This is a genomic window from Amycolatopsis orientalis, from assembly GCF_000943515.2.
Taxonomy (GTDB): Bacteria; Actinomycetota; Actinomycetes; order Mycobacteriales; family Pseudonocardiaceae; genus Amycolatopsis; species Amycolatopsis orientalis.
On record NZ_CP016174.1, the window covers coordinates 7,774,488 to 7,788,614 of the forward strand.

Genomic DNA, 14,127 nt, shown 5'->3' on the forward strand with positions numbered 1-14,127 from the left:
TCGGGTTCGAATTCGACGATCCCGTCTCGATTCGGCGCGAGGAGGGCGGCATCGGACCCCGCCTGTCCCCCGGCAGCAGAATCATCCGCCTGAAAGGCCTTGCCGGACAACATGTCCAGTCGGCCCCGCGGCCTCGTGAGTAGTGGGTCTGGCGGGTCGTGAGTGGTAAGTGTCGTTCTAACGACACTTACCACTCACGACCCACCGAACTCGGCCTTGGTTGGGCGAAGGGACCGGGCCGAAGGGCGCCGACTGTGTGGATTTTGTTCCGTTAGATGAACAGAATCCACACAGTCCCGCGCGATCGGCCCGGTCACCTCGGCCAGACCGGTGGAGGCGTGAGGGGTCTCGTGAGTGGTAATGACGGTTCTAACCCTCATTACCACTCACGAGGCGTCGAACTCCGCCTCGAATTCGTCGATCTCGTCCTGGTTCAGTTCCAGCAGGGCGACGTCGGAAGCGGCGTAGTCCGCCGCGGCGGGAACAGCCGGTGCCCGCTCGACGATCGCCGCGATCCCGGCGGGCGTCCGCAGCTCGAACACCTCGCGTGCGCCGAAGGCCATTCCCTCGCGGTGCGCCCGCGCCGCCAGTCGCATCGACAGGATCGAATCCCCGCCCAGTTCGAAGAAACTGTCGTCCGCGCCTGCCCGCTCCAGGCCGAGCACCTCGGCGAAAAGCGCGCACAGCAGCCGTTCGGCCTCCGTGACCGGCTCCCGGCCGGAGACGCGTTCGTTGAAGTCGGGATCCGGCAGCGCGTCCCGGTCCACTTTCCCGTTCGCCGTCAACGGAAGCGCGTCGAGCGCCACCACCGCCGCGGGCACCATGTACTCCGGCAACCGGGCCGCCACGGCCGCGCGCACCGCGGCCCCGTCCACCCCGGCAGGCGTCACATAACCGATCAGCCGTTTGCCGGAGGCACTGTCGCGGGCCAAGACAACTGCCTGCCCCACCGATTCGTGCGCCTCCAGTGCCGCCTCGATCTCACCGGGTTCGATGCGGTATCCCCGCACCTTCACCTGGTCGTCGACACGGCCGGCGAAGACCAGTTCCCCGTCCGTGTTCCACCGCACCAGGTCCCCGGTCCGGTACATCAGCCCACCGGCACCGAACGGATCGGCCACGAACCGCGTCGCGGTCAGCCCCGCCCGCCCCAGATAGCCCCGGGCCACGCCCGCGCCGGACACGTACAACTCGCCCACCGCGCCCGGCGGCACCGGCCGCAGCCACGAATCCAGGACGAACGCCCGCATGTTCGTCATCGGGGTGCCGATCGGCACCACGTCGCCGGACGGCGCCGCCTGCCCGGGTTCGAGCCGGTATTCGACGCAGCCGACCGTCGCCTCGGTCGGGCCGTATTCGTTGACCACCACGGTGTTCGGGTACGTCCGGCGCCAGTCGGCGACCGTCTCGACGGACAACTGTTCGCCGCCGAGCAGGAGATCACCGGGAACGGCGATCTCCCGGGAGCCGGTCTCCAACGTCTTCAGATGGCTCGGCGTGGCCTTGAGGAACAGCGCCGGGGCGCTTCCCACCGTGCCGATCAGGTCTTCCAGCGCACCGACCTGGACCGTTCCCCCGACGGTGAGCGGGGTGAGCATCGCGGTGACCGTCAGATCGAAGGCGATCGACGAATGCAGCAGCGACCGTCCCCGCAGCCCCGGGTACTTCGTCCCGCAGTGGAACAGATAGTTCGCCAGATTCCGGTGGGTGACGACGACGGCCTTGGGACGGCCGGTCGAGCCCGAGGTGTAGATGAGGTAGGCCGGATGACGCGGATCCAGCGGCCGGACCCGATCGGCGTCGGCGACCGGCACGTGCTCGCCGCCCGCGATCGCGAGATCGTCGAGCACCACCGTCGAGGGCCGTGCCGCCAGCACCTCACCGGCGGGCGAGGCCGCCAGCGCGGCGCTCGTGATCACCAATGCCGGTTCGGCGTCGTCGAGGATGTAGGTGACACGATCGGCCGGATAGACCGGATCGATCGGCAGCCAGGCACCGCCGGTCTTGGTGATCGCCAGCACCGTGACGACCAGGTCCAGCGACCGGGGCAGCATCACCGCGACCAGGCCTTCGGGACCGACACCCCGCTCGATGAGCCGGCGTGCCAGCCGATCGGCACGGGCGTCGAGTTCGGCGTAGGACAGCGACCGGTCCTCGAAGGTCACCGCGGTCGCCTCCGGGGTGGCGGCGACCTGCGCGGCGAACAACTCCGGCAGCGTCCGGTCCGGCACCGGCACCGCGGTGTCGTTGCGCGCCCGCAGCTCTCGCTGTTCGGACTCGGACAGGATCGGCACCGCCGCGAGCGGCGTCCCCGGAGCGGCGACCACGGCTTCGAGCACCCGCGTGAACCGCTCCAGCACGGCGGCCGCCTGCTCGGTGGTGAACAGCGCGGGCTGGTGCTCCAGCCGCAGCCGCAGGCTTTCGCCCGGGACGACGGCCAGCGCCAGCGGATAGTGCGTGGCGTCGGCGGCGGTCATTCCCAGCACCCGCAACCGATCCGGTTCCGCGTCGGCGGCCTCGGCGGGTCGCGGGTAGTTCTCGTAGACGACGAGGGTGTCGAACAACCTGCCCAGCCCGGCGGCCTGCTGGATGTCGGTGAGGCCGACGTGGTGATGGGCCAGCAAGGCGATCTGCTCGTCCTGCACTTCCTTCACCAGTTCGGCGAAGGTGTGCCGGGGGTCCATCCGGACCCGGACCGGGACGGTGTTGATGAACAGCCCGACCATGGTCTCGATCCCGGGCAGTTCCGCCGGGCGGCCGGACACCACCGCCCCGAACACGACGTCGTCGCGTCCGGTGATCGCGGCCAGCACCATGCCCCACACCGCCTGCAGCACCGTGCTGACGGTGACCCCGCATTCGCGGGCCCGCGCCGCCAGCGCACCGGCGAACGCCTCGCCCAGTTCGGCCCACATCTGCCCGGGCACCTGGACCGGGACCGTCCGGTCGGCCGCGACCAGCGTCGGTTCCGGCAGCCCCGCCAAGGCGTCGCGCCAGGCGGTGATCGCCGCGTCCCGATCGGTTTCGCGCACCCAGGCCAGGTACTCCCGGTACGGGTTGACCGGCGCCAGCGCGGACGGAACCGCCCCGTCGCGGTACAGCGTGAGCAGTTCGTCCAGCAGCAGCGGCGTCGACCAGCCGTCGAGCAGGATGTGGTGGTTGGTCAGCACCAGCCGGTGGCCGTTCTCGCCCAAGGCCACCACCGTCAACCGCAGCAGCGGGGGCTTGGCCAGATCGAACGGCTGGGCCCGGTCTGCCGCGGCCACCGCCGCCGCTTCCGCTTCCGGATCCGCCGACCCGGTCACGTCCACCAGGGTCACCGGCACCGCCAAGGCACCGGGGATCACCTGGTACGCGGACCCGTCGGCGGCGTGCCGGAAGCCGGCGCGCAGGTTCGCGTGCCTGTCCAGCAGCGCGCGGACGGACTTCCGCAGCAATGGCATGTCCAGCGGTCCGGTCAGCTCCAGGACCGCCTGCGCGGTATAGACATCGACGCCGTCACCGGAGAAACCGGCGTGGAAGGCGAGACCGTGCTGCAACGGCGACAGCGGCAGCAGGTCGGCCACCCCACCGGCGTCCGCGAATTCGGCTTCGAGGGCCTCGATCTCGTCCTGGCCCAAGGCGACGAGATCGAAGTCGGACGCGGTGTGCCCGCCCGCGGCGGGATCCTCCGCCTGCCGGGCAAGCCCGGCCAGCACGGCCAGAATCCCTTGGCCCAGCTGGTCGATCTCGGCCTCGCCGAGCAGATCCTCCTGCCATTCCAGCATGAGCGTCAGTTCGGGACCGTCCGGCAGGTCCTGGACGATCGCGTTGACCTCGATCGCGTGCGGCAAGCCCATTCCGGGTTCGAGCGAGCTGCCGATGTCCCCGACCGGCTGCCACGCCCGGACCCCGCTGTCCTCACCGGTGGCGAACCTGCCCATGTAGTTGAACCCGATCCGCGCCGACGGCAGTTCCGCCAGTACCGGCGCGGTCGTGTCATTGAGATAGCGCAGCAGTCCGTAGCCGAGCCCGTCGCCGGGCACGGCCCGCGACTGCTCCTTGACCGTCTTCAGCAGACGCCCGGCCGCCGGGCCACCGGCGAGCACGTCGGCCAGCTCGGTCCCCGCCACTTCCAGCCGGACCGGATGCGCGCTGGTGAACCAGCCCACCGTCCGGGACAGATCCATCCCGTCGGCCGGATGGCGGCCGTGGCTTTCCACGTCCACCAGGACCGTGTCCCCGCCACGCCACCGCGTCACCGCTCCGGCCAGCCCGGCGAGCAGGATCTCGTGGACGCCGCAGTGGAACACCACGGGAGCCCGCCCGGTCAGTGCCGACGTCTCCGCCTTCGGCACCACCCACGACCGCGAGCGCACTGCACCCTTCGCGGCCTGACTCGTGGTCAGCTCACGGGTGGCGACCGGCTGCTCCTGTCCGAGGATCGCCTGCCACGCCGCCAATTCGCCGACGCGCTCCGCGGAGACCGCCCACTCACCGAGCAGGCCCGCCCACCGCTTGAAGGACACCCCCACCGGCTCCAGCACCGGCTCCCGGCCCGCGGCCACCGCCTCGCAGGCGGCTTGCAGATCCGAGAGCAGCACCCGCCACGACACACCGTCGACCGACAAGTGGTGCACCACCACCACGAGCCGCCCGATCCGGTCCGGTCCGGCGTCCACCCACACCGCCCGCGCCAGCACGCCCGCCGACGGATCCAGCCTGCTCACGGCGTCTCGCGCCGCCTCCTCGACGACCTCGTCCACTGGACGGCCGTCCAGTCCCACGCGGGTGACCGACCCGGTCACCGACCCACGCTCGCCGACCAGCAGGCGACGGCCGCCCTCCTCGTCGACGACCCGCGCCCGCAGCATGTCGTGCGCGTCCACCACGGCCGCGAACCCGGCCGCCACCGTCTCCTCCGTCAGATCCGCGGGCGCGCCCACCACCATCCACTGCGCGAACGCCGATCCCGTGACGCCTTCGCCCAGCAGCCGCGTCACCGGCGTCCACGGGACTTCGCCCACACCGTCGGACTTCGCCGGACGCCCCGGCTCCGGCGGCGCCGACTCCTCCGCCAGCCGCGCGATCCGCTCCGGGGTCTTCCCGTCGAAGACGTCGGCTGCGGAGAACGTCAGCCCCGAACGCCGTGCCCGCGCCGCCAGCTGCATCGAAAGGATGGAGTCCCCGCCCAGATCGAAGAAACTGTCGTCCACCCCGACCTGCTCCAGACCGAGGACACCGGCGAACAACTCGCACAGCACCCGCTCGGTCTCGGTGGCCGGTTCCCTGGCGGGCGCCCCGGTGGTGAATTCGGGATCGGGCAGCGCGCGCCGGTCGATCTTCCCGTGCGCCGTCAGTGGCAGGGTGTCCAGCGCCACCACCGCCGCGGGCACCATGTACTGGGGCATCCGGGACGCGAGATGTTTCCGCACCGCCTGCGTGTCGATGTCGCCCGGTGTCACGTAGGCGAGCAGGCGGTCTTCGCGGACGGTCACCGTGGCCTGAGTGATCCGGGGATAGGCGGACAAGGCGAACTCGATCTCGCGCGGTTCGACCCGGAACCCGCGGATCTTGACCTGGTCGTCGGCGCGCCCGGCGGACACCAGCTCACCCTGGTCGGTCCAGTAGGCCAGGTCCCCGGTCCGGTACATCCGCTCGCCGGGGGCGAACGGATCGGCCACGAACCGCTCGGCCGTCAGCCCCGGACGGCCCAGATAGCCGCGGGCCACCCCGATCCCGGACAGGTACAGCTCACCGGTCACCCCGGGCGGCAGCGGACGCAGGAACGAGTCCAGCAGGTATCCGCGCACCCCCGGAACCGGGCCACCGAACGGGATCGGATGCTGGCGCGGCGTCAGCGGCAGGCTCATCGTCGCGCAGATCGTGGTCTCGGTCGGCCCGTAGGCGTTGATCATCCGCCGGTCCGCGGACAGCCGGTCCACCAGACCCGGCGGGCAGAGTTCGCCCGCCGCCACCACCGTCTCCACGGTCGGCGGCAGCGCGTCGACCGTGCCCAGCACCGACGGCGGCGCCTTCACCTGCGTGATGCCCCACCGTTCCAGCGTTTCGGAGAACGCCATCCGGGGCGGCAGTTCCTGCTCCGGCGGCACGACCAGCGTCGCGCCCGACAGCAGCGCCATCATCACCTCGGACACGATGGTGTCGAAGCCGAGCGCGGCGAACTGCAGGACCCGCGACGACGGCGTCACCCGGAACCGGTCGATATGCGCCAGCGCCAGGTTTCCCAGTCCGGTATGGGTGACGACGACCCCCTTCGGAGTTCCCGTCGACCCCGACGTGTAAATCACGTACGCGGCGCTGCGCGGATCCACTCGCGGCAGCTCCGCTTCCGGCCTCGCCGACAGGTCGACGTCGTCGACCACCAGCAGCCGGTCCGCGAACTCGACTGGCACCGCTCGCCGCGTCGTCCCCTCGCACACCACCAGCATCGGATCCGCACTCCGGAAGATCCATTCCTTGCGCTCGTCCGGATAGGCCGGGTCCACCGGCACGAAAGTGCCACCGGCCAGCAACACGCCCAGCATGCCGACCGTCCACCAGGACGAGCGCCCCACCACCAGGCCGACGCGGCTCTCGGACCCGACACCGTTGTCCCGCAACACGGCCGCGAGCTTCAGCGACCGCTCCCACAACTCCGCGTAGGACAGCTCACCCGCGCTGTCCACCAGCGCCACGTTGTCCGGCAGCCGCGCCGCGATCCGCCCGACCAGCGTCGGCAGCGGCTCTCCCGCCACCAACGGCGCGGCCCACTCGCGCGTCTCGGCGGTGCCCACCCCGATCCGCCCCACCGGGCGGGCCGGATCGGCGACCAGCGCGCCGATCGCGCCGACGAACCACTCCAGCAGCGATTCGGCGACGGCGTCGGGAACCTGTCCCTGCCAGTAGCCGAGCTGGATCTTGAACCGCTCCCCCGGCGTGATGCCGAGGGTCAGCGGATAGTGCGTGCCTTCGATGGTGCGCAGATGCGTGAACTGAGCGGCGTACTCCCGCGGGTAGTTCTCGATCACCAGCAGCGTGTCGAAGCCCGCGCCGGGTCCGGCCGCCTTCTGGATCTCCGGCAGGCCCAGATGCTGATGCGGTTTGAGGGCCGTCTGCCTGGTGTGCAGGTCGGTCAGCAGGTCCACGACCGGTTGGCCGCCGTCGAGGGGCACCCGCACCGGTACCGCGCTCATCAGCAGGCCCGGCATCGACTCGATACCCTCGAGTTCCGCGGGGCGGGTCGCGACCATGGTGCCGAACACCACGTCGGTCCGCCGCGTGAGACGCGCCAGCACCAGCGCCCAGGCGGCGTGCACCACCGTGCTCGGCGTCAGCCCGTGCTCACGGGCGAACTCCAGCAACCTGGTGTGCAGCGCCGAGGTGAGGTGGGTGGCGCGGTAGTCGTAGTCCGTCTCGACGGACGTCGTCGCGATCAGCGCGGGCTCGTCGAGACCGGCCAGCTCGTCGCGCCAGGCCGCCCGCGCCGCGTCCTTGTCCTGCCGGTCCAGCCACGCCAGGTAGTCCTTGAAGGAGGCGCCGCCGCGCTGTGCCGGCAGCCGTCCGCCCGCCGTGTACGCGTCGGCGACCTCGTTGAGGATCACCGCCACCGACCAGCCGTCGACCAGGATGTGGTGGATGACGAACAGCAGCCGGTGCCGGTCCTCGCCGGTGCGGATCAGCACCAGCCGGACCAGCGGTGCCTTGGCGAGATCGAACCGCTTCCCCTGTTCCTGTCCGGCCAAGGCCTCGACGGCCGCGTCGACGTCGTCGGCGCCCGCCAGATCCACCGCCCGCCACGGCACGGCGACGTCGCCGTGGACGGCCTGCACCGTCTTTCCCGACTCGAGCCGGTGGAAGGTGAGCCGAAGCTCGGGGTGCCGGTGGACGACCGTGTCCCACGCGGCCCGCAGCCGGGCCTCGTCCAGCGGTCCGTTCAGCTCCAGGATCACCTGCACCTGGTAGATGTCGGAGCCCTGGTCGTCCAGGATCGACTCGAAGAGCAACCCCTCCTGCAACGGCGCCAGCGGCCAGATCTCCTCGGCACCCGGAGCGGCGATCGCCAGCTCCGCCTCTTCGGCCTCGGTCAAACTGAGCAGGGGGCCGTCGAGCGGCTCGTCGGCCGGTACCGGACGCGCCACCGCCGCCAGCCGCGCGGGCGTCTTCTCCTCGAAGATCTGGACGGGTGTCACCAGCAGGCCCGCCTTGGCCGCCCGTGCCGCCAGGCGCATCGCGAAGATGGAATCCCCGCCCAGATCGAAGAAGCCGTCGTCGACCCCGGCCCGGTCGAGCCGTAGCACGTCGGCGAACAGTCCACAAAGGACGCGTTCCTCCTCGGTGGCGGGTTCACGGCCCGCGGCGCCCGTCGCGAACTCGGGCGCGGGCAGCGCCGCCCTGTCCACCTTTCCGTTACGGGTCAACGGCAACGCGTCCAGCGTGAGGACGACCGCGGGCACCAGGTATTCCGGCAATTCCGCGCGTAGGCGCTCGCGGACGAGAACGGGATCCACGCCCTCCTCGGCCACCACGTAGCCGATCAGCCGTCCCTCGATCGCCGCGACCACGGCGTCGTGGACCTCCGGCTGGGCGATCAGCGCGGCCTCGATCTCGCCGGGCTCGATCCGGAACCCGCGGACCTTCACCTGGTCGTCGGCGCGGCCCGCGAACAGCAGCACACCGTCCGCCGTCCACTGGGCGAGGTCACCCGTCCAGTACATCCGCTGTCCCGGCGCGGAGGGATCCGCGACGAACCGCTCCGCCGTCAGCCCCGGCCGGTTGAAGTAGCCCTCCGCCAGACATCCGGAGAGGTACAGGTCGCCGACCACACCCGGCCCCACCGGGCGCAGCGATTCGTCGAGCACCTGGACCCGGCGGCCGACCAGCGGACGCCCGATCGGCACCACCGAACCCAGTACCTCACCCGGTTCCAGCGGGTACCACGTCGCGCACATCGTCGCTTCCGTCGGCCCGTACATGTTCCGGAACCGCGCCTCGGGACAGGCCTGCCGCACCCGCTGCACGGCGTGCGCGGGCACCACGTCACCGCCGGTCAGCACCTCACGGAAGGCCGCGAACGACTCCGGCGCCTCCTCCGCCACCGCGCGGAAACTCCCCGCGGTCAGGTACACCCTCGTCACCCCGGCCGCGGCCGCGGCGCGCAGGCGCCGGACGTCCACCGAACCCGGTTCGGCGATCACCACCCGCGCACCCGAGGCCAGCGGCGTCCAGACCTCGAACAAGGACGCGTCGAAGGCGTGCGGCGAATGCATCAGCACGGCGTCGTCCGGCCCCATCGCCCAACCGGGATCCCGCACCAGGTCCGCGACACTGCCCTGGGTGATCGCCACCCCCTTGGGCCTGCCCGTCGAGCCGGAGGTGTACATCACGAACGCCAGGTCCTCCGGGCGCACCGTGGCCGTCGCCGCACGCCCGTCCTCGTCCGTGGCGGCGTCCACCACGAGCGAATCGATGCCCTCCGGCACGGCGTCACGCGACGCGACCGAGCACACCATCAGCGCGGCCGCCGAATCGCGCACCATGAATTCCACACGCGGCGCCGGATAGGCGGCGTCCACCGGTACGTACGTCGCGCCCGCCTTCCACACGGCGAGCAACGCCACCAGCAGATCCGCCGAGCGGCCCATCATCACCGCGACCCGGTCGCCGTGGCGGATGCCCCGGGCCGCCAGCCGTCCGGCCAGCAGGCCCGCGGCCTCGTCGAGTTCCCGGTAGGTCAGCACCCGGTCGCCGTCGACCACGGCCACCGCGCCGGGCATCCGCTCCACCTGCGAGGCGAACAGCTCCAGCACCGTCACGGCGGTCCGCGCTGCGGAATTCATCGTCATCCTCCGAAGCCAATGGGTTGGATCGCCGGCTGAGGCTCAGGCTCGTCCAGCTCGGCTTCTTCGATTTCCGGCTTGGGCGCGTCGTTCGCCGGGTCGGCGAACTGCGTGCGGTAGAGCTCGGCGTAGAGACCACCTTCGGCCAGCAGCTCGTCGTGCGTCCCGCGCTCCCGCACCCGGCCGCCGTCGATCACGAGGATCTGGTCGGCTTCGCGGATCGTGGACAACCGGTGGGCGATCACCAGCGAGGTACGGCTGCGCAACGCGGTCTTGAGCGCCCGCTGGACGGCGGCCTCCGATTCGGAGTCCAGATGAGCGGTGGCTTCGTCGAGTACGACGATCGTCGGCTGCTTCAGCAGCAGCCTGGCGATGGCCAGCCGCTGCTTCTCCCCGCCCGACATGCGGTAGCCGCGATCACCCGAGACGGTGTCCAACCCGAGCGGGAGGGATTCGATCAGGTCCCAGATCTGGGCACCCTTGCACGCCTCGATCAGCTCCTCCTCGGTGGCTGTCGGGCGCGCGTAGAGAAGGTTCTCCCGGATCGTGTTGTGGAACAGGTAGGCGTCCTGGCTGACCACGCCCACCGTGTCGCGGAGCGAGGCGAAGCTGAGGTCCCGCAGATCGTGTCCGCCGACGCGGATACTTCCGGAGTTCGGGTCGTACAGCCGGGACACCAGGTGGGTGATGGTGCTCTTCCCCGCGCCGGACGGGCCGACGAGCGCGGTGAGGGTTCCGGCCCGCACCTGGAAACTCACGCCGCGCAGGACATCCGGCGACACCTCCCCGCGCTCCCGCTCGCCGCGCAGGTGTTCCAGCGACGCCAGCGAGACCTCGTCCGCGGTGGGATAGCGGAACACCACGTCCTCGAACTCGATGTCCGGCGCCACGTCCTTTTCGAGTTCGACCGCGTCGGGGCGCTCCTGGATCAGCGGCTTCAGATCGAGCAGCTCGAAGACCCGGGAGAAGCTGACCACGACGGTCTGCGCGAGCTCCTGCATCCCGGACAGCTGGGTGATCGGCCCGAACAGCCGCGAGAGCAACGTGGCGATGGCGACCAGCGTGCCGAGCTGGAAGGCCCCCGCGAGCACGAGCCCGCCGCCGATCCCGTAGACGAGCGCCGTGGCGAGCGAGGCCATCAGCCCCATCATCACGAAGGCCATCCGGCCCCAGACGGAAAGGCTCACGCCGACCTCGCGGATCTTCCCGGCGCGGTCCGCGTACTCGGTCATCTCCTCGTCCGGACGGCCGAAGAGCTTGGACAGCATCGCGCCCTGGACGTTGAACCGCTCCTGGAGCAGTCCGCCGAGGCCGGTGTTCGCGTCCATCAGCTTGATGCTGCGCCGCTGGATCGCCCGCCCGACCCGGATCCACGGCACGAGGAAGATCGGGATGAGCAGCAGCGAGATGACGGCGACGAGCCACGAAAGGTAGATCAGCTCGGCCAGCACCACCACGACCATGACCAAACTGGTGGCCGCCATGAGCAAACCGGTGAAATGCTGCTGCGCCATGATCAGTTCGGTGTGCAGCCTGCCGACCAGGACACCGGTCTGGGTGCGGGTGAAGAACGCGATCGGCAGCCGCCGGACATGGTCGAGCGCCTGCACCCGGAGGTCGTAGGTGATCCCTTCGCCGATCTTTCCGGAGATGTAGCCGGACAGCAGCGCCAGCGCCGCGGCCAGCACGGCGAGTCCGGCCGTGAGGGAGGCCATCAGGACCACGACCCCGGGATCGTTCTTGACGATGCCGCCGTCGATGAGTTCCTTCAGCAGCAAGGGGGTTGCGACGACGATGAGCGACTCCAGCACGGCGACGAGAACGAAGAGCGCCACCTTGCCGATGTGCGGGCGGAAGTAGGCGAGTACCCGGCGCACCGTCCCCTTGCGGACCTTCGTCACCCAGGGATCGGGGTCGTCCTCACTCTTGTCCACCCCCTCGAAGCGCAACACCACTTCCATCCGGTCACCTCTCTCGTAAGCCAAGTCGGCGATCTCAATCGTGCTTAATCGAGTCGATGTCCACGAGTGGGTCCAAGCGAGCATTTTCGACACTTGGACGCGTCGGGGATCGCCCTTCCGGGGAATCGCCGGTGACCCCGGTCAGCACGGAATTCGCTTGCTGTACACCGAAAATACGAAGGCGGCGGTTGCCGTCTCAGCGTCCCGGGGAACCCGCCGGGATCCGGCTTTGTCCCGCGACGCCGCGCCGCAGCAGATCGGTCACCCCGTCCAGGTCGCCGGACCGCAACGCCGAGGCCGCCGCCGCGAGTTCGCCCGCGATCCGGTCGAGCACTGCCGCGACCGGCAGGGCGTTCCCCGCGAGGATCATCCGCCACAGCAGGGGATCCCCGGCCGCGATCCGCGTCACGTCGCGTAATCCCTGCCCAGCCAGGCCCAGCGCGACGTCGTCACCGCCCGCCAGGCTCGCCGCCATCGCCGACGCCACCACATGCGGGACGTGCGAGACCAGCGCCACCGCCGAATCGTGCTCGCGCGCATCCACCGTGACGGCCTTCGCCCCGCACAACGACACCAATTCCCCGGTCAGCCGCAAGGCATCCGCGTCCGTCCGCGCGCCGGGGCACAGTGCCCAGGGACGGCCGACGAACAGATCGGCGCGAGCCGCCCCCGGTCCGGATTTCTCCCGGCCGGCGAGCGGATGGCCGGGCACGTAAGAGGTCAGGTCGCAGCCGAGCCGTTCCGCGTCGGCGATCGGATCGGCCTTGACGCTGGCCACGTCGGTGTAAGCCCGTGCGGCCCCTTGCTTCTGCAGCGCGGCCAGCCGCTCCCCCACCAGATGCGGCGGAACGGCGATCAGGGCCAGGTCGACCTCTTCGCCCGCCCATTCCCGGCCGGCGCCGAGGTCCCGTGCGAGCCGTACGGCCCGCACGTCGACGTCGGAGAGGTGGACCGCCACGTCCTTCTCGCGAAGGGCCAGCGCGACCGAGGTACCGATCAGCCCGGTCCCGACGACAAGCACCTTCTCGATGGTCACCTCTACTTCTTAAGCCGCGCACCGGCCGATGTCGAGCGACTGACCGGGCACCGCGGCGGAAAGGGCCGTTATGTCCACTGTGGACCACGACGTCCGCCGGGGTGCCCGCTCAGCCGGCGGCCAGATCGGTCGCCCGGTTCTCCAGATGATCCGCGAAACCCGCCCAGACGCGGGCATGATCCCTGGCGAAACCGGCGACCACGCCGTACAGGTGCGGCGGGACCCCGCGCAGGATCCTCTCCCACTCCTGTCCGTCGATGGAGTGCATGGCGAGCATCCGCAACAGGATCCGGCCGACCTCGCTCAGCCGCAGGGTGGGATCGGCCTTGAGCCGCTCCAGCACGGCGACCCGCTCGCGATCCAGCGCGTGGCCCAGTTCGGACTCCGTCAGGCTCAGCGGATGTGTCTTGGTCCGCAGCCTCCTGCTCCCGTCCGGGGTCGGGCTCTCCCCGCGTTCCAGCCGTCCGCGGACGTCCCGGACCGTCTCCGGCGAGATGCCGACCCGCTTGGCGACCTGCCGGAGCGAAAGACCGGGATCGTTGCGGATCAGGTCGGCGGCGAGTCTTCGTCTCTCCGTGCTGTCGACGGGCCGGATCCGACCGTCCCGCCCGATCCTGGCCTCGTTCCCGCCTTCGCCACCACGTTTGCGCAGATCCGCCACCGTGCCGGCGGAGATACCGGTCGCCGAGGCCACCCGCCGATCGGACCACTGCGGATGCGTCCCGATGATCTGGACGGCCGCCCGTTTGCGATCGGCGAGCGAAAGCGGCAGGCCGTGCCGGATGTTCGCTTCCACGGCCAGGACGAAGGCATCGGATTCGGTGCCGTCGACGAACTTGGCGCGGATTTTCGTGTCGCCCCTGACTCGCGCCGCCTTCAACCGGTGCAGACCATCGACCACCTGCATCGTTGGACGGTGCACGAGAATAGGCGGAAGCTCCCACTCGGCCGACAACAGCGCCTCGACGTGCTCCGGATCCTCGCCCGAGGTTCGCGGCGAACGTACGGAGGACAGCCTGGACAGCTCGATCTCGACGATCGGGAGAGCGGATAGGTCAACTCTCGTCGGATCCACCTAGCCCCCATTGAATCTTTTATACGGCAACTTCGCGGTATGGCATGGAAAACCCCGCAGTCCAAGTGCTCAGCCTCGATGGTTGGACACCAAGATCCGCCTCCGGCGCCGGACTCGGCTGCGCGGCGGGGTGTCCTCGACGTTGAGGATCCCCCCTCGAAAAGCGTCGGCAGCCCCGTATGCACCCGGGCCACCTTCAGTTCTACTCGACTGCCTCAGCTCGGCAAGCCGTCTTAC

General features: G+C 70.4%; 4 protein-coding genes. All 4 read right to left on the reverse strand.

Annotated elements, in window-relative coordinates; genetic code table 11:
- Positions 1–386: 386 nt before the first annotated feature.
- The 4 genes from SD37_RS33730 to SD37_RS33745 all read right to left on the reverse strand — a co-directional run bounded on the left by SD37_RS33730 (position 387) and on the right by SD37_RS33745 (position 13,890).
- Entirely contained in the window at positions 387–9,818 is a 9,432-nt protein-coding gene (locus SD37_RS33730) for a non-ribosomal peptide synthetase (protein ID WP_044851288.1), read from the reverse strand.
- 2 nt (positions 9,819–9,820) lie between these two features.
- A complete protein-coding gene (locus SD37_RS33735; protein ID WP_044851289.1) occupies positions 9,821–11,779 on the reverse strand; it encodes an ABC transporter ATP-binding protein in 1,959 nt (652 codons plus the stop codon).
- A gap of 196 nt (positions 11,780–11,975) precedes the next feature.
- Positions 11,976–12,815 carry a prephenate dehydrogenase gene (locus SD37_RS33740; RefSeq protein ID WP_044851290.1) on the reverse strand — a complete coding sequence of 280 codons (840 nt, stop codon included), beginning with the start codon at positions 12,813–12,815 and terminating at the stop codon, positions 11,976–11,978.
- A 109-nt stretch (positions 12,816–12,924) separates the two neighbouring features.
- Positions 12,925–13,890, reverse strand: coding sequence for a ParB/RepB/Spo0J family partition protein (locus SD37_RS33745; RefSeq protein ID WP_083255161.1), 966 nt, complete (start codon positions 13,888–13,890; stop codon positions 12,925–12,927).
- Positions 13,891–14,127: the final 237 nt, after the last annotated feature.